The following is a 21,152-nucleotide window of genomic DNA, read 5'->3' on the forward strand; positions in this document are numbered from 1 at the left end:
TTAATTGGTAATACAAATACGGAATCGGCATTCTACTCGCACATTTCACGAAAATCCCCTGCAAATCGTATTGTTTCAAATGCGTAAAACTTTCATAACCTTCTCTGAATAACTAGAATAGCGGGCATTTACTTTTTCTACGAACCAGGACCCCATCCATGAGTAAGTCTGAAAATCTCTACAGCGCAGCACGCGAACTTATCCCAGGCGGCGTTAACTCCCCCGTTCGCGCCTTTACTGGCGTGGGTGGTACTCCGCTGTTTATCGAAAAAGCCGACGGCGCGTATCTGTACGATGTCGATGGTAAAGCCTATGTTGACTACGTCGGTTCCTGGGGACCGATGGTGCTGGGCCATAATCACCCGGCAATCCGTAATGCGGTGATTGAAGCTGCGGAGCGCGGTTTAAGCTTTGGCGCACCGACCGAAATGGAAGTGAAAATGGCGGAGCTGGTCACTGAACTCGTGCCGACCATGGACATGGTGCGCATGGTGAACTCCGGCACGGAAGCGACGATGAGCGCAATCCGTCTGGCGCGCGGTTTCACCGGTCGCGATAAGATCATCAAATTTGAAGGCTGCTACCACGGTCATGCCGACTGTCTGCTGGTCAAAGCGGGTTCGGGAGCGTTAACGCTGGGTCAGCCTAACTCCCCGGGCGTTCCGGCTGATTTCGCGAAACACACCCTGACCTGCACCTATAACGATCTCGCTTCAGTACGTGCGGCATTTGAACAATATCCGCAGGAGATCGCCTGCATCATCGTTGAGCCGGTCGCAGGCAACATGAACTGCATCCCGCCGCTGCCGGAATTCCTGCCGGGCCTGCGTGCACTGTGCGATGAGTTTGGCGCGCTATTGATCATCGATGAAGTGATGACCGGTTTCCGCGTGGCGCTGGCCGGTGCACAGGATTATTACGGCGTCGTGCCGGATCTGACTTGTCTTGGCAAAATCATCGGTGGCGGAATGCCCGTTGGCGCATTCGGTGGCCGTCGCGATGTGATGGACGCACTGGCGCCGACCGGACCGGTTTACCAGGCGGGGACGCTTTCCGGTAACCCAATCGCGATGGCGGCAGGTTATGCCTGTCTGACCGAAGTCGCCCAGCCGGGTATTCATGAAACGCTGAACGAACTGACGACGCGTCTGGCGGAAGGTCTGCTGGAAGCTGCTGAAGAAGCGAATATTCCGCTGGTAGTTAATCATGTAGGCGGGATGTTCGGGATTTTCTTCACCGATGCAGAAACCGTAACCTGCTATCAGGATGTGATGGCATGCGACGTTGAACGCTTCAAGCGTTTCTTCCACATGATGCTGGATGAAGGAATTTATCTGGCGCCGTCCGCGTTTGAAGCAGGCTTTATGTCCGTGGCGCACAGTGAAGAAGATATCAATAACACCATCGACGCCGCGCGCCGGGTGTTTGCGAAACTGTAAAGGATGAATTGCCGGGTGGCGCTTACGCTTACCCGGCCTACATTCTACGCCGTAGGCCGGATGGCGGCATAAATTACCGGCTCTGCTTACGTAGCAGATAGATAAAGTACGGCGCGCCAATAAACGTCGACAGTAATCCCGCCGGGATCTGATACGGAAACAACACCATCCTGCCGCACCAGTCAGCAAAGACCAGCAACACGCCACCCGCCAGCGCCGAAATCAGCATATGCGGCATCGCCCGACGAAAACCCATCATACGGGCAATATGCGGAGCCATCAGCCCGACAAAGCTCAACGGTCCAATGGTCATGGTGGCTGTCGCCGTCAGCCCTGCCGCCAGTAGCAGTAACCCCACGCGTGATGGCGTAATAGCCATACCGACAGCCCGCGCCGTATCGCCGCCGAGCGGTAAAATTGTCAGCCAACGGCGGCACAGCGGCGTCATCGCCAGCAGGATAACCATTACAATCCCGGTACGCAGCACCTGTTCGCCACTCGCGTTATAGGTTGAGCCGGAGATCCAGGTTAGCACCCCCGCCATACGCGGATCGCCGCTGGCCTGCAGCATCATCAGCAGCATTGTAAACGCAGTGCTGAGCGCCATCCCTGCCAGCAACATGCGGTGCGGTGAAAAGCCCCCGCGCCCGGCGGCAATCATAATGATAAGCAAGGTGGCTGCCGCACCGAGGCTCCCGGCCGGCAGCAGCCAGCCAAAGGCATTGCCGGGGACCAGAAATAACATTAGCACCACGCCAAATGCCGCCCCGGAGCTAATTCCTAATACTTCCGGACTGGCCATTGGATTTCCGGTCAGACGCTGAATAATACAGCCAGCTACCGCTAACATTACCCCGGCAATCAGCGCCGCCAGAACACGTGGCCAGCGCCAGGGCATGAGCTCGTCCAGCATCGCGCCGCTGGCCCATGTCCAGCCGTGCGCATCGCGGCCAAACGCGAGCGCCACAATAACGGTAAGCAGCAATATCGCCCCGCCCGCCAGGGCAAACATCAGTACATTCTGGCGCTCAGCAGCGATGCGGTTACTGGCATTCATATCCGGCGCGCTCATACTTCTAAGGCGCGGCAACAGCCACAGCAGCAATGGCGCGCCAATCAGCGCCGTCACCGAACCAGTGGAGACTTCCATCCATACGCGGGTCAGCCACAGAATAATTTGGTCGGAGAGCCAGAGGATCAACGCACCAATCAGAGGGGCCAGCATCAGACGCGCCAGCAGACGACGCGCGCCGAGCATTTTCGCCAGCAGCGGTGCAAACAGGCCAATAAAGCCGATAATCCCAACCGCGTTAACCAGTAAGGCGCTGATAACAATGGCCAGCGATAACGCTGCCAGACGTGCCAGCGACAGCGCCAGACCGAGGTTACGCGCCACGCCGTCATCCAGTCCCATCAGCGTCATTGGGCGTAATAACAACAGCGTCAGCATCACACCGCCCAGCAGTTGCGGCCACAGACGCTGTACGCCGCTCCAGTCGGTCTGCGTTAGCGTACCGCTGCTCCATAAAAACATGCTTTGCAGTTGATCGTGATGGAAGATAACCATCAACTGGTTAATTGCCCCGCAGTACAGGCTGACCACCAGCCCGGCAAGGATTAACGTCACCGGAGAAAGACGTTTGCCCCAGGCAACGCCAAACACCAGAGCCCCAACAACACATGCTCCCGCCAGCGCCGCAAATTGCGTGGTCAGCGCACCGGGAATAGCCCACAGCGTGGTAACCGTAATGCCCAACTGCGCCCCGGTTGCAACACCTAACGTAGTGGGTTCTGCCAGTGGGTTACGCAGCACCTGCTGAAACAAGACACCGACCAGCCCCAGCCCGGCACCGACCAGCAGCGAAATCGCCAGCCTCGGCAGCAGACTGTAGTGGAAAACCATCTGCTCAATAGCATTGATATCCGGTGACCAGATAGCTTGTTGCCACTGACTGCGCGGTAGCGCAACAGAGAAGTTAACCCAGGTCAGCCAACAGGCAGCGACAAACAGAACCGCCAGAAGAAGCGTTGGGAACAGCGCAATTCGTTTACTCACGCTTTGCCTCCCAGCGCATTATCCAGAATGCGGGCAAAATGCATCGCCGAGAGCGTGGCGCCATAGAACCAGACGGCAGGCACACGCTGAAAACGTCCGCTGCGGACAAACGGCATCGCCTGCCATAATGGCGTAGACATCAGTGCAGTCATCTCTTTATCGTTGCCGTGGTCAAAACACAGCACATCGACATCCTTATAAGCAGCCAGACGGTCAATACTCACGGCAGTGCTGCCCCAAAAGTTTGTCTCGCCCTGCCAGGCGTTGGGGATCCCATAATCATCCAGCACGTCCTGAAACAGGCTGTTTGGGCCAAACACCAGCATATGTCGTGAATCGAGCAGGGAAGTGAGAAGTACAGGGCGCGCGCCACGTTGAATGAAGCGCGGTTTCAGGCTGGCGATAAAACGATCGTACTCGGTCAGATGGCGTTCAGCAGAGGCTTGCAGATTGAACAATTGCGCCATTTCCTGCAGCGATTGTCGCGCAACGGCCAGCGGCTTTTTACCGTCACTGAAGTTAAATCCCCGGCCAGGCGCAATCCGCGCCAGCTTTTCAGGGGAAGGACCATAGCCTGCCGACCACAGCAAAAACGAGGGTTTCATTTCGGTCAACAGTTCGAGATTGGGCTCCGTACGTAGCCCGACGTCAATAACCGAATCCGGCAACGGGGGCTCACTGACCCACAGCTTGTAGTTAGGGATATCCGCGATGCCATACGGCGTAATACCCAGCGCCAGCAGTAGTTCCACCGGTAGCCATTCCAGCGCCACAATGCGCTGCGTATCAACCGCCGCAGCGTGCGCCGTATTCATCCGCCACAGCAGCGGCGACAGCGCCATCGCCGCAAGCAGCCGCCGACGGGTAATATGATGTAATTCAATCATTAATAGACAAAACTCACGGGTGCGGCACCGGCCGGATGCGGCAAAATGCCCATCGGGATACCGTAAATCTGTTCCAGAGTTTCACTGCGCATCAGTTCAGCTGGCGTCCCTTGTGCAATCATTTCACCACCGCGCAGCGCAACTAAGTAATCACAGTAGCGGGCCGCCATGTTGATATCATGCAGCACCGCAATCACCGTCAGCCCGCGCTGCTGACTTAAGCGATGCACCAGCGCCAGTACGTCAACCTGATGAGCGATATCCAGCGCGGAAGTCGGTTCATCAAGCAGCAGACAGCGGCTGTCCTGCGCTACCAGCATGGCAATCCACGCGCGCTGGCGTTCTCCGCCGGACAGACTATCAACCAAACGGTGCGCCAGCGGTTTTAAGCCAACCAGCGAAATCGCCTCTTCTACTTTCTCTCTGTCGGCAACCCCAAAACGTCCCAGCGCCCCATGCCACGGATAGCGGCCAATCGCCACCAGTTCGCGCACCGTCATCCCTTCGGCCTGCGGCAACTGCTGCGGCAGATAGGCGACCTTGCGGGCAAACGCTTTACTGTTCCAGTTCTCCAGCGGCTGTTCGTCGAGCAGAATTTCACCTTCTGACGGCGGCTGATGACGTCCCAGCATTTTCAATAACGTCGATTTTCCGGAGCCGTTGTGGCCGATAAGACCAGTCACTTTCCCCGCAGGAAAAGTTAATGAGAGAGGATGCAAAAGCGTGCGGCCAGGCACACGAAAGGAGACATTACGCAACGCAAAAGTGGTGTCGGGATGGGATCTGTTTTCCTGCATAGCAGCCAACTTGTAAAACGGGCACGCAAAGCGTGCCCAAAAGAAATTAGAAACGGAAGGTTGCGGTTGCAACGACCTGACGTTCTGCGCCCCAGAAGCAGCCATAGGTATTGAAGCAGCTGGCGACGTATTCACGGTCAAACAGGTTGTTCACATGCAGCGCCACGTTGGAGCCCGCCATGCCGACGCGCGCCAGATCGTAACGTACTAACGCATCCACCAGCGTATAGCTCCCCACTTTAAAGGAGTTTGCCGGATCGCCATAACTGGAACCAGTATAACGAACGCCAGTACCCAACGTCAGCCCGGAAAGCGCGCCGTCATAAAGGGTGTAATCGCCCCACAATGATGCCATGTGTTTTGGCACCTGCGCAGGCGTATTGCCCTTGTAGTTGGTGTCGGTGGTGTATTCCGCGTCGGTGTAGGTATAAGAACCCACTACGTTGACGCTGGCAGACAGCGCCGCTTTCGCTTCAATTTCCACTCCGCGAGAACGAATTTCACCACCTTCAACTGACCAGAACGATCCGTTCGGATCGGCCATCAGATTGTTGGTTTTAGTCAACTGATAGACAGCACCGGTGATCACGATCGGACGATCGTTCGGCACGTACTTCACGCCCGCTTCGTACTGCTTACCTTTGGACGGCGCAAAGATATTACCGCTTGCACCCGTCTGAGAAGCCGGTTCAAACGACTCGCTGTAGCTGAAATACGGGGTTACGCCGTTATCGAACAGGTAGTTAACACCGCCACGCCAGGTGAATTGCTTATCATCGCGGGAATCCGTTACACCAGAAACACGGTTCAGAGAGTCCTGTTTAGCCCAGTCGTAACGACCGCCCAGAGTAACCAGCACCTTATCCCATTGCGCCTGATCCTGAACATACAAGCCAGTCTGCTTCTGTTTGTTCAGCACTTTGTAAGGACCTGAAGGGCCTGGGTGTGAGCCAAAATCGAAGTCGCTACGGTCGAGGTTATAGATATCGGACGGCGCAACAGAGCCCGCATAGCCAAACCAGGAGTTGATATCGTTCCGCATACGCATAAAGTCAACGCCGGTCAGCAGCGTGTGATCTACGTCGGCAGTAGCGAACTTGCTTTGCAGCTGAGTATCGACGGAGAAGTTCTGCAATTTCTCATTATCGATAACATACTGACGCGTCAGCGTATGATCCCAGTCGGCCTGAGGAACGCTGGCACAAGGGCTGTTAGCCGGATCCTTGGTATAGAGCGGATCGGAGCACATACCGTAGCCATACACGCTGTTCTGCGAGACTTTATTTTGCGCGTAACGCAGGTTCTGACGCACGGTAAAGGTGTCGTTAAATTCGTGATCGAAGCTGTAGCCCACCATCTTCTCGTTACGAGAATAGGTATTGTTGTTCGCCCCTTCGTTGAAATCGGTAGGCAGACGCTTGCCATTCGGCAACTCAGTCACCGTCCCTTCTTTCGGCAACCAGCCGTAATAACCGGTTTCCGGCTCGTTCTGGAAGTAGGAGAGGAAGGTGAAGTTTGTCTTATCGTCCGGACGCCATGAGAAAGATGGCGCGATGGCATAGCGTTGTTCTTCTGCGCCCTGCTGCTGCGCATTGGCGGAACGCGCCAGGCCAGTTAAGCGGTAAGAGTATACGCCGTCATCATCCAGCGCATCGCTGAAATCAAAACCGGTCTGGAACAGGCTGTCAGTGCCCATCTTGAACTGAATTTCTTTCAACGGTTCTGTGGTCGGGCGTTTGCTGACCATATTCAACAACCCACCTGGGTTGCTCTTTCCGTACAGAACGGAAACCGGACCACGCATCACTTCGGCGCGTTCCAGCATATAAGGGTCGATCACCGCATCATTGTAGAAGTTACCCTGCATCTTCAGGCCATTCAGATAGTTATTCTGACTTTGGCCATCGGCAGCGAAGCCACGGATGATCAGGTAATCATAGGTATTGGACGCACCACGCGTACCCACGGCAACGCCCGGGGTGTAGCTAAGCGCCTCTTTGACCGATTTTGGCTGATGCAACGCCATCTCTTCGGCGGTGACCACTGAAATAGACTGAGGAACTTTTTGAATCGGAGTGTCGGTTTTGGTCGCCGTAGCAGACTGTCGTGCGGCGATGGTTGCCGCTGGCCCCCATGCGCTTTCCTGCGGAGCAGGAGCTGCAGTTACGGTGATGGTTTCTTCTTTCGGGTCAACCGCCGCCTGTGCATAGACAGACATGCCGCTAACCGCTGTGGCTACCACTACTGCGATTTTACGCAGTGATGAACTTGGCTGAGCAGTTTTAAGACGCGCCATTGGTATTTCTCTGATGAAAGTGAATGATAACGTAAACGAGAATTATTATTATAACGGCAGCATAATATTCGAAACTCTGGCGAGATAGCAAGCAATACGCGCCCCTACTAAAACTGAGGGGTTAAGAAATAACCAGATGAAAAGAAAGGGTTAATAAATTAGGCTGGAATGTTAGAGCGCTGACAACCCGCCGCAGCGGGTCGCAAGGCGTTAGCGGTAAAAGACCTCAAAAGTCGCGACGGCGTCCACTTTCCCGGCTTTGACATTGCCGGTTTTGGCATAGCGTGCCTTCAGCGGAATTTCTGCCACTTCGTTAGCGCTGGTGCTGCTCACAGCTATATAGGTTTGATCAAAACTCAGCACATTATTGTTCGTGTCCAGAATCTGGATACCGACACCGCTGGCAGAGCTGTCTCCACTGGCGATAGCCAAAATATTGCCATCCGTAACGCCTGTCGAACCAGCACTGTTGAACTTATAATCGATTTGGGTACCTGCCCGACAATCAGAAATCTCGATTTTGAAACTGTTATCGGTGAGTACTTCTGAAAATTGACTGTCAAAGTTATCGACATTAATCGTCTTCAGCGGCACGTAGATATTTTTATCCTCCAGGTTACAGGTATTAGTCTGGATATGAATGCTGGTGGGAGATACCAATATCTGAGCTATCACATCATTACCCCACTTCTCTTGCGCTGTCAGCCGGGAGGTATCAAGATAACCATCCTCGACGTCGCCCGTCACAACCAACTGCATTGACGCATGGTACTTTGTATGAATACTGTTCCATCCGCTTGCTCCATAGCTATAAAAATGCATGGGTGTGACGATATCCTCAGAGGTAAAGGTAGGTGTTCGTTCTTCCGCTTCAGCCATGCGGATACCTATACCTGGAACGCTAGTCTGATAAACGCCTTCCAGCACTCCATTGCGGGCATCGGCATCCGTTAACACTGCGTAACCTTTGTATTTGTTGCCAGTATCCTGGCAATCCATATCGATTTGGCCGCTCTCAATGCTTCCCTCATAAATAACCGTACCAACTGATACGTCAGGCTCCACAGTGATGCTTGCCGGTAGCTGAAAGGTCATTGCGCCATTTTCCGGGTAATTTCCGGTACATGTGGCGGCATAAACAGGTGCCGCAGATCCAGCTAAAATCAATATGATCAACATAGCCCTGAAAATGTTTATGTTCCTTTTACTCATATCTGACAATTTCCGTATTCATAAGCCATCTTCCATTATTGGCAATTAACCGTAGCTGAGAGAATTCCCGTACCCATGTTCTCAGGCACGCTTACGCTGCCCGTACATTTCGTCTGTGCGGTATTTCCCCATTGCACCTCAATGCGCTGTGTTCCTTTTAGCCCAGTGACATACACTTCACCGTCGTCACCCACGATCGATGTCGTACCGTCCATACTTAACAGAGCACCAAAAGGAACCACGCTCTGACCATGTTTTAAGGTAAGTAATGCACGCTTACCTGAACGCGCCGTGAAGTCAGCCTTCAGGACGGCCCCTTTTGTCGGAACCACATCCAGAGAAGCATCCTGAATATCAATATCATCACGTCCCTGAGTATTCACAGTAATAGTATTACGGCGATAATTGGTTAAAGTTGGCACAATGGCATTGCCCCAATAATCGGTGTAAACCCCCCGGGAATTTTGTATTTTTACATTATCGCCATCGGTAATGTGCACAATGGCAAAAGCATCCTGAATGGATTGTCCAAGCGTTATTCCCTGCGAATGCGCAACAACGGAACCCTGGGCGCCATAGCCCCACTGTTTACTGTCTTTTTGATAACTGTAATTGGCGCTGAACTCGCCAACCGATGTCCGATACCGGGAAGAGAGATAGGCACCATAACCGACATCGTTATCGGTGTAGGTTTGCTGAAGGTTATAATTTAAATTGTTATCTTCCAGTAACGTTCCACTGACGCCAACCTGATGTGCACTATTACCATTTTTTGAACTTGTCAGAGTATATGTTCCCCAGGCATTAGCCAGCCAACGCGAAAGAGGGACATTCATTGAGATAGAAAACTGCTGATCGTTAGTGGTTGATGGCGTTTTTGTCAGGCTGTAATTCAGCGACCAGTTAACGCCCTGCCAACTGCTGCTGTAACCGAGACTCACGCTTCGTTCATGGCCTTCCATTCCCCAGTAATCTTGCTGATAAGCGTTGGCGTATACCGATCCCCAGCTCTGTAACGACTGAGAAAGATTAAGTTGCGGGCGGCTGCGACGGTTATAGCTATCGCGATAGCTATAGATGCTGTCATCGTCGTAGCTGTTATTACGCTGATCGAGAGCCTCCTGAAAGGTATAAAACCCGGAGGTGGAATAACGATAGCTGGCCAGCGTGACCGTGGTACTGGTTAACGGAAAATCTTTTGCGTACTGCGCGCGCCACGACTGGCCATTCGCATCCGCGCGTTCGTCGTCAAACGCGGTTCTCGCCGCCGTCAGATCCATCGACAGCGAACCAAAATCGCGTAAATCAGCTCCGATGCCGACCAGTCCGGCACGATACATCGACGCGCCCTGCAGACCGCCGTAAGCGGTAATTCCGAAAGGTAAGCCATAAATTGCCGTAGCCTGGCTGAATTCCGGCTCCTCGCCGTTATCAACATCGCGATATTTCCCAGCCGCCAGGCTGTACTTCAGCGCGCCTTCACGTTGCATAATCGGCACCGAGGAGCTGGCCTGAATAAAGCTGCGCTCTGTACCGTCGGCCTCCGTCACGGTGACTTCCAGATCCGCTCCTGCCGTCACCTGCGTTAAATCACGAATTTCAAACGGGCCAGGCGAGACGTTGGTCTGGTAGATGGTGTAACCGTTTTGCTTAATGGTGACTTTAGCATCGCTATTAGCAATCCCACGAACGACCGGGGCAAAGCCCTGTAATCCACTGGGCTGCATACTGGTATCGGTCTCCAGCTTAACGCCCGTCATCTGCACGCTATCGAACAGTTCGCCGTTAGTGTAGGTTTGCCCTATCTGAAGCTGGCTACGCAATGCTTTGACATCGCGTCCAAGCGTCGTATTAATAGATTGCCAACCATTATCATTCCCCCAATTGCTGGTGTTACGCAAACGCCAGGGGCCGATATTCATCCCTGAATTCAAACTTGCCCAGTTCGAAGCATTATTTTGACCTCCGGATTGTTGGTGCGATCCCGAAATATAGTAACTGGTCCACAGAGCCGGAATGCCGTCATCCCAGAAAGTGGGATTGCTTTCGCCCGAAATTTTGCGGTCGCGGTAGATCTGCGGAATACGTAATTGCAGCACCTGTGTTTCCGGATTGAAGTCATAGCGTCCATCCGCGATATATTCGCTAATATCACCCAGCAACGTATCTTCGTTAACATTATTTAATGCCGGAACCGTATCAACTTTAACGCCCAGTTCGCGCAGCTCCGCTTTGGTAAATTGCGGAATCAGTTTGCTGTTATCTTTTGAAAGGAGGTAATTTAAATTTCGTTTATCAATGCGCTCCTGATCCCAAACAATCGACGTTAAATAACGTCCGGGGGATAAACCATTATGCTGTAAAAAAGCTTCAAGCGCCCCGGTATTCTCAAGTGGGGTTCCCGTTTCAAGTACACTGAGATTGAAATAATCATCAGCACAAACGGAACCACTCGCAGTCAATATAGCGAATGTCAGCGTATTGAGAGCAAAAAGCCGGGCAGTACGATGTGAAGGCATAAATGTCACCCCATAACTCATCGATAGCTGATTTACAGCGACTGTTTACGCTGTTCGGTTTCTGAGCCAAAATCATTAATTGCGGTCCAGACAACGTTGCCTTTTACTGCCGATGGCAGCGGAAAACGCTGCTCACCAAATGGAGCGACCATCATCGTTAATGCCGTCGGAGAGGACTGGTTTGTAGCCGGTTTAATCGCTTTTCCCGCCACAGAGATCTGTCCGAAGGTGACATAGAAGGGTGTGGGGTTTTTCACCACCAGTTGATTTTGATGGCGGCTAAATTGCAACGATTGCCAGGCCATTTTTGCCTCGTCTTCTGTCAATGAGGCCGGGCGATAAAACAGTTTTAATTTAGTTTTAATGGCAAATTGTAACATGTTCTTGTCATGCAATTCTTCTGGGATCGCTGCAACAGATTTGATGTTCGCCATAAATAATGACTCACGATCCTGAGGAAGCGCCGATTTATTTCCGGTATAAACCACGTGTAGCAGCGTCTGGCGGTTTTCGTCCAATTTGTAAATTGGCGGTGTCATAATAAATGGCGCTTTGCTGTCATCAATATTACTGACCCAGCTCTGCACCAGATAACGTTTATCATTATCTTTATTTTTTAAAGCAATCTGTACTTCAGATTGGTTAGCCGGATATATAATTCGTGTGCCACCCACTACTACGCCAGCTTGAACCGAATTTAATCCCGAGGTTAATATAAGTATTAATGCTGTGATAAGTCGTTTCATCTTTCCATTCCATTGAAATACTGGCCCTGCCTGGGCCAGGTTTATGATGATTAACGATAAAGCAGAGTATAGGTCGCTTGTGCGGTATAATCACCGGTAGTTGGTAAAGTGCTACCAACCTGGATAACCTCAGCTTTATAATTAAAAACCACGCTCTCGCCGTTAGTCTTATTCAGTGCCGCTTCAGGATCTGAGCCATCAAATTTCACGTAGTTGCTGCTCCCTTCTGGAAGCATACGTACCCCGAGGTTCTGCGCAGTCCCTGTCGCCTGCAAGACTTCATCGTCGTATCCGGCAATACGCGTCCCATCAAATTTGATATTGAGGTTGGCAACCGCAGCATCACATTCTGTCAGCGTAATCGCAAAAGATTGCGTGTCGCCGACTTTTTTATCTTCGCCAAACGCAGTTTGAGAAAGGTTGTTAAACGTCACAGTACCGTTTGTCGCTGTACCATTTACATCAACCACGCAACTATCGGGAAGAATTTTCCCATTAAACGTTACCGTCCCGGTATCAACGGCAAAAGCAGATGTTGCTACAGTTGCCATTGCACTACTGACAAGCAACGAGATGATAATTTTTTTGCACATAACGTATTCCTTACATATGTTCACAAAAATCAATGAAGAGAAAAGTTAACACAGAGGGGAAATAGACAATGGCTGGAGAAGTGCTGGAATATAAATCCAACAACATCATAGATATAATATATCTTTATCAACTCATTCAGTTTAAAACATTCCCTTGTGTCATCTATTCTACGTACCATGATGAATAAAAGCTAATCAACACATTCACCAAAACTAAAGAAACAACACACAACATCTTGTTTTAGCAGAACAATTTATGAAAATAATATTTTCTTAATGGTGATTTTAGCCAGCATGAATATATTCATAAAAACAATATTGCCCACATATGCATACGGGCAGATAATAAAAAAACGCAGAAAAAAATAGAATAAAATCAACCAACCGATGATATATACAAAAAAATAATATATTGAATTTATGATTAAACGGAAAATATAGGCAGGAAACACCATCACTGTTCACCCTATCCTGAGCTTGCTATACAGACCGAAATGCGAATACAACAAGAGGGAGAATTCCCCCACATCAGCAGGCACCGATGCGGGGGAGGACAGCTAAAAAATCAGTTACCGCCAAACATATCTTTTATCCAACCAGCCACGCCATCGCTGTCTTTCTTCTCTTGCTGCGGCGGTTGCTGCTGTTGAGGCTGCTGCTGCGGCTGTTGAGAAGATTGATCGAACGGATTCCCCGACTGCTGCAGCATTTCACCCTGCTGACACAGCGAATCAGGATCGGTGGTCCATACCGGAAGCGTGCGCATCCCGCCGCTACAAACGAAGTTACCGTCGTAGTCCACGCCCATATCCACCACATCTTCCGGTGGCGTCAGCACCAGAGGTGTTGGCGTCTGGTTTGCCAGATAGCGCTGGTAAATCGACATCGCGCCGCTGGCACCGTACAGCTTGGTTGGCTGGTTGTTATCGCGGCCCACCCAGGTGATGGTCACCTGGCTGCCGTCGATCCCGGCAAACCAGGTATCCACGTTGTTGTTGGTGGTCCCGGTTTTCCCTGCCAGATGCAAGCCAGGATATTTCGCGCCAAGCTGACGACCCGTACCACGCTGAACCACCTGCTGCATGGTCCACAGCGTCATATACGCCGCCTGCGCCGGAACGGCACGCTCAGCCTGCGGGAAGCTCTGGTACAGCACGGTACCATCTTCGGCAATCACCGAACGCAGCGCCGACAACGGCGCACGGTTCCCGCCGCTGGCGATAGTCTGGAACGCCTGCGCCACTTCGATCGGCGTCAGGTTCAACGCCCCGAGCAGCATGGCCGGAACCGGGTTAAGCTGATCTTTCGGCGCGCCCAGCTTCAACCAGGTATCAGTCACGGCAGGCAAGCCCAGCGCCATCCCCAGATTTACCGTCGGTACGTTCATGGAGCGGGTTAACGCATCCACCAGCATCACTTTTCCGCTTTCGCTATAGCGACGATCATCGTTCTGTGGCGACCAGACCTGACCGTTCGGCTGACGTAGTGCAATCGGCGCATCAGCAATCCAGGTATTCAGGCGGTAAAGCTTCGGCTGGCTGAGCGCAGTCAGATAGGTCGCCGGCTTCGCCAGAGAACCAATCGAACGACGCGCCTGCATCGCACGGTTATAGCCCGCGAACTGCGGCTCTGCCCCGCCAACCATGGCGCGAACTTCGCCACTGAATCGGTCAACCACCACAATCGCGGTTTCCAGATCGCTCAGCTTACGCTGTTTCTTCAGCACCGGAATGCCTTCCACCGCCGCTTTTTCCGCAGCGTCCTGCGCCACGGAATCAAAGGTGGTGAAAATTTTCACGCCGGAGAGATCTTTAACTTTATCGCCCAGCTTCGCCTGAAGCTCCTGACGCACCATCTGCATAAAGGCTGGCTGTGGCGAGATCACTCCACCACGCGGCTGTACGCCTAACGGACGCGCGCTCAGCATGTCATACAGATCCTGATCGATGATCTGCTGCTGTTGCAGCAAACGCAGCACGAGGTTACGACGCTCCAGCGCCAGCTTCGGGTTACGCCATGGGTTATAGATTGACGCCCCTTTAACCATCCCCACCAGCAACGCCTGCTGGTCGAGACTCAGTTCTTCCACCGGACGACCGAAATAATAGAGGCTCGCCAGCGGGAAGCCGCGAATTTCATTATCGCCGCTTTGACCGAGATAGACTTCGTTCATGTACAGCTCAAGAATGCGATCTTTGCTGTAACGCGCATCCATCAGCAGCGCCATGTAAGCTTCGTTGGCCTTACGCCAGTAAGAACGTTCGCTGGACAGGAACAGGTTCTTCACCAGTTGCTGAGTCAGCGTACTCGCCCCCTGCACCGTGCGACCGGCCGTCAGGTTGGCCAGCACCGCACGACCAATCGAGTAGAGGCTGACGCCATCATGCTCATAGAAGTGACGGTCTTCGGTTGCCAGCAATGTATCTACCAGCAGATCCGGGAATCCACTGCGCGGGACAAACAGGCGCTGCTCGCCGTTAGGTGAAGAGAGCATGGTAATCAGGCGTGGATCGAGACGGAAGAAACCGAACTGGCGGTTGTTATCCATATTCTCGATAGTGTCCAGATGATCGCCATCAAAGGTCAGACGTGCGCGCACCTGCCCTTCTTTACTGTCCGGGAAGTCAAACGGACGACGAATCATCTCAATGCTCTTCGCCTGTACGGTGAATTCGCCCGGACGCGTCATCTTCGAGACCTGACGATACTGCGTGGCCTCCAGCAGCTTCACCATCTCGTTCTTGCCGATGGGCATTTCTGGCTCAAGGTTAACCATGCGGCCATATACTGCCGCCGGAAGCTGCCAGACTTTACCGTCGATACGGCTACGGATTTTTTGGTCCAGATAGACGCCGTAAATGGCGATCAGCACCAAAAAAACAATCGACAGTTTTACCAGCAGCCAGAACCAGCCGCGTTTACCACGAGGCTTACGCCCTTTGCCTTTACCCTTACGCGGCATCGGTTCTTCATCCTCATAGTCATCATCATCATAATCGTCGTCATACTCTTCATCTCTGAGTTGACGACGACTCACCTTTTGTTTCACTGGACGCGAGGGTTTCCCTTTACGTCCAATTGGCTCGCGGTCATTCCCCGCCATGCTTTTTCTCCGCAACATTCAGGCGCAAAGGCCCGATTCTCTGTTCTTCCGTCCTGCGACAGAAGAAGAAATCTCTCAATTTATGAATACTTTTTGGTGCGCCGCGTTGGCGCGGTATTCGCCGGATCGTCCGGCCAGACATGTTTGGGGTAACGCCCTTTCATCTCTTTTTGCACCTCGCGGTACGATCCCTGCCAGAACGCACTCAAATCACTCGTCACCTGTAGCGGTCTTTGGGCCGGAGACAACAGCTCGAGTACCAGCGGCACGCGTCCCTGGGCGATAGTCGGGGTGTTTGCTTCACCAAACATTTCCTGCATCCGAACGGCCAATACCGGAGGATTATCCTCATGATAGCGAATAGCAATCCGGCTTCCCGTTGGCACAGTGTAATGCGCTGGCAGTTCACTATCCAGACGTTGCAGCATTGACCAGTCCAGCAAACCGCGCAATGCCTGACCCACATTGAGTGCTTTTAACGCGCGTAAAGAGTGCACACCGCTCATGTGTGGCAACAGCCAGCGCTCCAGCGTCTTCAGCAGAGAATCCTCATCTACCGCAGGCCAGTCGTACTCCGGTAACCAGTTTGCCGCACATTGCAAACGCAGCCGAAACTGCTCGGCCTCCGACGTCCAGTTGAGCACACTTAGCCCTTTATCGCGAATACCATTCAGCATGGCCTGGTGTAGTTCCTCTTCCGAGGGCTTGGCCAGCGGCTGTACTTTTACCGTCAACTGGCCGATACGCGACCGACGCAGTGCCTTTAATGTTCCCTGGGTTTCATCCCATTCGATAGTATCGGACTGTTGCAGCAGCTCAGGACATGCCTGCATCAACGCTTCAATATCCAGCGGCAACGCTAACAAAATACGCGCATCTGGCGATGAGCTACCCTGCAGTAACAGCGGCGCTATCAGCCACTCATGGCGCCCCTGGGCGTCATCGGCATCCAGCATCGCGCCCATGCCGTTGGCCAGTTGATAGCGCCCTTCTTGTCCACGTCGACGGGCGATCCGATCGGCAAACGCTTGCGCCAGCAACAAAGGGAGCAACGCGCCGTCAGGCTGCCCGCTGCGTACGTTAAGCCGTTTCAATAATTGTTGACTGCGCTGCTGCCAGGCGGGCTGATTTCGTGAAAACGCCACAGCCAAATCGGTGCTGCCCCCGCGCGGCGGCTCTTCCAGAATTGCGGCCAGTTTTGCGGCCGATGCCGCTTCATCGTCATTTTTGGTGCTAACCAGCATAGCCGCTAAACGGGGATCGTTACCCAATGCCGCCATTTTTTGCCCACGGGCACTGAGCCTGTCGCCCTCAAGCGCGCCCAGCATCTGCAACAGCCGTTTTGCCGCCTGCAGGTTAATAGCGGGCGGCGTATCCAGCCAGTTCAGTTGCTCAGGATCGGTACATCCCCATTGCAGCAGCTCCATCAGTAGTCCGGACAGATCGCTCTGTAATATCTCAGGCTCTCCCTGCGCCGCCGCTCTTTCCGCCTGCTCTTTGGCAAGCAAATGTAGGCAGATACCTGGCTCCAGACGACCTGCACGCCCGGCTCGCTGGGTCATCGATGCCTGGCTAATGCGCTGGGTAATCAACCGCGTTAAACCGGTACGCGCGTCATAGCGCGCCACGCGCTCCTGGGCGCAGTCCACCACCAGCCGGATACCTTCAATCGTTAAGCTGGTTTCGGCAATATTGGTCGCCAGCACCACTTTGCGCTTACCTTGCGGCGCGGGCAAAATCGCCTGACGCTGCTCAGCCAGCGTCAACGCGCCGTACAATGGACATAACACAACATCGCCGCCCACACGCGTTGCCAGTTGTTCCTGCACGCGCAGGATTTCCCCAACGCCCGGTAAAAACAGCAGCAGCGACCCGCTTTCATGGCGCAGTAGCTCCGCCGTCGCTATCGCCACCGCTTCGTCAAAACGCAGATGTGCCGCCAGCGGCTGATACCGTCGCTCGACGGGGAATGTGCGGCCTTCAGAGATAATCATGGGCGCATCGGGCAATAACTGCTGCAAGCGCCCGTTATCGAGCGTTGCGGACATGATCAATAGTTTCAGATCGTCACGAAGACCTTGCTGTACATCCAGCAACAGCGCCAGCGCCAGGTCGGCCTGCAAGCTCCGTTCGTGAAATTCATCGAGGATCACTAACCCGACGCCAGTGAGTTCGGGATCGCGTTGGATCATGCGCGTCAGGACGCCTTCCGTCACCACTTCCAGCCGGGTCTGCGACCCCACGCAGCTTTGCGCGCGCATGCGATAACCCACGGTCTCACCGGGCTTTTCGTTCAGCAACTCCGCCAACCGCTGCGCCACGTTGCGTGCCGCCAGACGGCGCGGCTCCAGCAAAATAATCCGCCCCTTGATGCCACCATGTTCAAGTAGTCGCAACGGCAGCCAGGTCGATTTCCCGGCACCGGTCGGCGCGGTCAGCAGCACCTGCGGCGAGGCATCAAGGGCAGTAAGCAGTTCAGGCACTACGGCGGCAACGGGCAACGACGTCACAAATAGCTCCAGAGGGTTAACATTCTTCGCGCTGCATTGTAGCATCGCGTTAATTCATAACCGAGTATCCATCATGTCTGAGCCAAAAAGGCTGTTCTTTGCGATTGAATTGCCTGGCGCAATCCGTGAGCCAATTGTTCACTGGCGTGCGGAGCAGTTCCCCGCAGAAGCCGGGCGTCCCGTTGCGGCAGAAAACCTGCATCTGACGCTGGCCTTTTTAGGTGATGTCAGCGCAGAGAAGCAACAGGCGTTGTCGCAACTAGCCGGACGCATTCGCCAGCCAGGTTTTACGCTCAAACTGGATGATGCCGGGCAATGGCTGCGCTCGCGGGTCGTGTGGCTGGGGATGCGTCAGCCGCCGCGCGGACTGTTACAACTGGCGAATATGCTGCGGGCGCAGGCCGCGCGCAGCGGGTGTTATCAAAGCCCGCAGCCGTTTCACCCACATATCACGCTGCTGCGCGATGCCGGACACGCGGTTCCCATCCCCCCACCGGGCTTTGGCTGGTCATTTCCGGTCACAGAGTTCGCACTTTACTCCTCTTCATTCGCACGAGGACGCACGCGTTATACGCAGCTGCAACGCTGGACGCTGACTGAATAATTAAAGGGACTGTTTATGCAATTTTCTCCACCTTTACAACCCGCAACGCTCATCCAGCGCTACAAGCGTTTTTTAGCGGATGTGATCACACCGGATGGCTCAACGTTAACGTTACACTGCCCAAATACTGGCGCGATGACCGGATGCGCCACCCCGGGTGATACCGTCTGGTATTCGACATCAGAAAATACTAAACGGAAATATCCACATACCTGGGAATTAACGCAAACCCAATCCGGGGCATTTATTTGTGTTAACACGCTGCGGGCCAATAGATTAACGAAAGAGGCTATTCAGAATGAGCTTATTTCGGAAGTTTCAGGCTACAGTGCCTTGAAAAGTGAAGTAAAATACGGCGCAGAAGGGAGTCGTATCGACTTTTTGTTGCAGGCGGATTCCCGACCTGACTGCTATATTGAAGTGAAATCAGTCACGTTGGCGGAAAATGATCAGGGTTATTTTCCCGATGCCATCACTGAACGAGGTCAGAAGCATCTTCGGGAATTGATGAGCGTAGCGGCAGAAGGCAAGCGGGCGGTGATATTTTTCGCCGTGTTGCATTCAGCCATTACACGGTTTTCACCCGCGCACCATATCGATGCAAAATATGCGCAATTATTAGTTGAAGCACAGCTTAAGGGGGTAGAAATTCTGGTTTATAAAGCGGAACTTTCTGCCCATGGCATGACTCTTAAAGAGCCGTTGCCCATTACCTTGTAATGGTGTAAACATTTGGTTAATTAGTATTCTGGGCGCGTGGGCAAATACGCTTTTCCTCACAGGGTTGTCAAGTGTTACGTTTAGATAATTGCTATCCGGAAAAGCATCTGCTATTTATAGCGACCTGATTTTTCCCCCGAACATGGGGATCGATAGTGCGTGTTAAGGAGAAGCAACATGCAAGAAGGGCAAAACCGTAAAACATCGTCCCTGAGTATTCTCGCCATCGCTGGGGTGGAGCCGTACCAGGAGAAACCGGGCGAAGAGTATATGAACGAAGCCCAGCTGTCGCACTTCAGGCGTATTCTTGAGGCATGGCGTAATCAACTTAGGGATGAAGTTGATCGCACCGTATCTCATATGCAAGACGAAGCGGCTAACTTCCCTGATCCGGTGGACCGCGCCGCGCAGGAAGAAGAATTCAGCCTTGAGCTGCGTAACCGTGACCGTGAGCGCAAACTGATCAAAAAGATCGAGAAGACGCTGAAGAAAGTAGAAGACGAAGATTTCGGCTACTGCGAATCGTGCGGCGTAGAAATTGGTATTCGCCGTCTGGAAGCGCGTCCGACAGCCGATCTGTGTATCGACTGCAAAACGCTGGCAGAAATCCGCGAAAAACAGATGGCAGGTTAATTCCGGTCATTTTTACCACATTTACTACAGGCGGGAGTTTCTCCCGCCTTATTATTTGTCAGTCCGCAAAATGAGCGATTCACACTATATTGGCCGCTTCGCCCCTTCCCCCTCCGGCGAACTGCATTTCGGTTCACTGATTGCCGCCCTCGGCAGTTACCTGCAGGCTCGTGCCCGGCGCGGAATCTGGCGAGTACGCATTGAAGATATTGATCCCCCTCGTGAAGTTCCCGGTGCTGCAGATACGATCCTGCGTCAGCTGGAACATTACGGCCTGCACTGGGATGGCGATATTTTATGGCAATCCCAACGCCATGAAGCCTACCGCGAAGCGCTTACCTGGCTGCATCAGCAGGATCTGAGCTATTACTGCACCTGCACACGAGCGCGTATTCAAAGCGTCGGCGGTATTTACGACGGTCACTGCCGTGAGTTACGCCTCGGGCCAGAACAGGCGGCCGTCCGCATTAAACAACGCCATCCCGTGATGCAGTTTACTGACCGGCTACGCGGTGTGATTCAGGCTGACCCGCAACTTGCTGGTGAAGATTTTATCATCCACCGCCGCGACGGGCTGTTTGCCTATAACCTCGCCGTGGTAGTTGATGACCACTTTCAGGGCGTAACGGAGATTGTTCGCGGCGCCGATCTCATCGAACCCACGGTGCGGCAAATCTCTTTGTATCAGCAGTTTGGCTGGCAAGCGCCTGACTATATTCATCTTCCGCTGGCGCTCAACGAACAAGGCGCTAAACTTTCAAAACAAAATCATGCACCTGCGCTACCACAAGGCGATCCGCGCCCAGTGATTATTGCCGCGCTACGCTTTCTCGGCCAGCGTGCCGATATCCCGTGGCAGGAGATGCGTGTGGACCAGATCCTGGCGTCTGCCGTTGAGAACTGGCGTCTGACAACAGTGCCTGAATCAGTGATCTTAAATCCGGCATTCTCAAATGCGCCACGCTGAGCTATGATTAGCCGCTATTTTTACACAGCAACACTTGTTCTGATTGAAGTTTGACACTACCGAGGTGCAC

15 protein-coding genes are annotated in these 21,152 nt (G+C 53.1%); 5 read left to right on the plus strand and 10 right to left on the minus strand.

Annotated elements, in window-relative coordinates:
• Positions 1–158: 158 nt before the first annotated feature.
• Positions 159–1,439: a glutamate-1-semialdehyde 2,1-aminomutase gene (gene hemL, locus OGV74_RS21215; protein WP_003837523.1), complete on the plus strand. Its 1,281-nt coding sequence runs from the start codon at positions 159–161 to the stop codon at positions 1,437–1,439.
• A gap of 73 nt (positions 1,440–1,512) precedes the next feature.
• Here hemL and fhuB read toward each other — a convergent pair whose 3' ends face one another.
• The 10 genes from fhuB to hrpB form a co-directional block, all read right to left on the minus strand.
• Positions 1,513–3,495, minus strand: a complete 1,983-nt coding sequence (fhuB, locus tag OGV74_RS21220; protein WP_003018589.1) for a Fe(3+)-hydroxamate ABC transporter permease FhuB — start codon at positions 3,493–3,495, stop codon at positions 1,513–1,515.
• Entirely contained in the window at positions 3,492–4,382 is an 891-nt protein-coding gene (gene fhuD / locus OGV74_RS21225; RefSeq protein ID WP_003018590.1) for a Fe(3+)-hydroxamate ABC transporter substrate-binding protein FhuD, read from the minus strand. The genes fhuB and fhuD overlap by 4 nt, the downstream gene beginning before the upstream one ends.
• A complete protein-coding gene (gene fhuC, locus OGV74_RS21230; protein ID WP_086504927.1) occupies positions 4,382–5,179 on the minus strand; it encodes a Fe3+-hydroxamate ABC transporter ATP-binding protein FhuC in 798 nt (265 codons plus the stop codon). Before fhuC ends, fhuD begins: the two co-directional genes overlap by 1 nt.
• Positions 5,180–5,225: 46 nt before the next feature.
• Positions 5,226–7,475, minus strand: a complete 2,250-nt coding sequence (fhuA, locus tag OGV74_RS21235; protein WP_044714923.1) for a ferrichrome porin FhuA — start codon at positions 7,473–7,475, stop codon at positions 5,226–5,228.
• A gap of 210 nt (positions 7,476–7,685) precedes the next feature.
• Positions 7,686–8,687, minus strand: a complete 1,002-nt coding sequence (locus OGV74_RS21240; RefSeq protein WP_234400796.1) for a fimbrial protein — start codon at positions 8,685–8,687, stop codon at positions 7,686–7,688.
• Positions 8,688–8,722: 35 nt separating this feature from the next.
• Positions 8,723–11,206, minus strand: a complete 2,484-nt coding sequence (locus OGV74_RS21245; protein ID WP_286521510.1) for a fimbria/pilus outer membrane usher protein — start codon at positions 11,204–11,206, stop codon at positions 8,723–8,725.
• A gap of 32 nt (positions 11,207–11,238) precedes the next feature.
• On the minus strand, positions 11,239–11,952 hold the full coding sequence (locus tag OGV74_RS21250; RefSeq protein WP_172728647.1) for a fimbrial biogenesis chaperone: 714 nt from the start codon (positions 11,950–11,952) through the stop codon (positions 11,239–11,241).
• A 50-nt stretch (positions 11,953–12,002) separates the two neighbouring features.
• Positions 12,003–12,545 carry a fimbrial protein gene (locus OGV74_RS21255; RefSeq protein WP_003837506.1) on the minus strand — a complete coding sequence of 181 codons (543 nt, stop codon included), beginning with the start codon at positions 12,543–12,545 and terminating at the stop codon, positions 12,003–12,005.
• A gap of 565 nt (positions 12,546–13,110) precedes the next feature.
• Complete coding sequence (gene mrcB, locus OGV74_RS21260; RefSeq protein WP_003837501.1) at positions 13,111–15,648, minus strand: bifunctional glycosyl transferase/transpeptidase; 2,538 nt, start codon at positions 15,646–15,648, stop codon at positions 13,111–13,113.
• Between the two features lie 80 nt (positions 15,649–15,728).
• Positions 15,729–18,158 carry an ATP-dependent helicase HrpB gene (gene hrpB / locus OGV74_RS21265; protein ID WP_048219692.1) on the minus strand — a complete coding sequence of 810 codons (2,430 nt, stop codon included), beginning with the start codon at positions 18,156–18,158 and terminating at the stop codon, positions 15,729–15,731.
• Between the two features lie 73 nt (positions 18,159–18,231).
• Between hrpB and thpR the strand changes: the two genes are divergently transcribed.
• From thpR to gluQRS, 4 genes are all read left to right on the plus strand, one after another.
• Positions 18,232–18,762: an RNA 2',3'-cyclic phosphodiesterase gene (gene thpR, locus OGV74_RS21270; RefSeq protein WP_003018620.1), complete on the plus strand. Its 531-nt coding sequence runs from the start codon at positions 18,232–18,234 to the stop codon at positions 18,760–18,762.
• Between the two features lie 15 nt (positions 18,763–18,777).
• Positions 18,778–19,482 (plus strand): DNA/RNA nuclease SfsA, encoded by a 705-nt coding sequence (sfsA, locus tag OGV74_RS21275; RefSeq protein WP_048219694.1) that lies wholly within the window; start codon positions 18,778–18,780, stop codon positions 19,480–19,482.
• 177 nt (positions 19,483–19,659) lie between these two features.
• A complete protein-coding gene (dksA, locus tag OGV74_RS21280) occupies positions 19,660–20,115 on the plus strand; it encodes an RNA polymerase-binding protein DksA (RefSeq protein ID WP_003018625.1) in 456 nt (151 codons plus the stop codon).
• 70 nt (positions 20,116–20,185) lie between these two features.
• Positions 20,186–21,082 (plus strand): tRNA glutamyl-Q(34) synthetase GluQRS, encoded by an 897-nt coding sequence (gene gluQRS / locus OGV74_RS21285; RefSeq protein ID WP_086504924.1) that lies wholly within the window; start codon positions 20,186–20,188, stop codon positions 21,080–21,082.
• Positions 21,083–21,152 lie beyond the last annotated feature (70 nt).

Origin of the sequence: Citrobacter sp. Cf116, assembly GCF_030336505.1 — a bacterium.
GTDB lineage: Bacteria > Pseudomonadota > Gammaproteobacteria > Enterobacterales > Enterobacteriaceae > Citrobacter > Citrobacter freundii.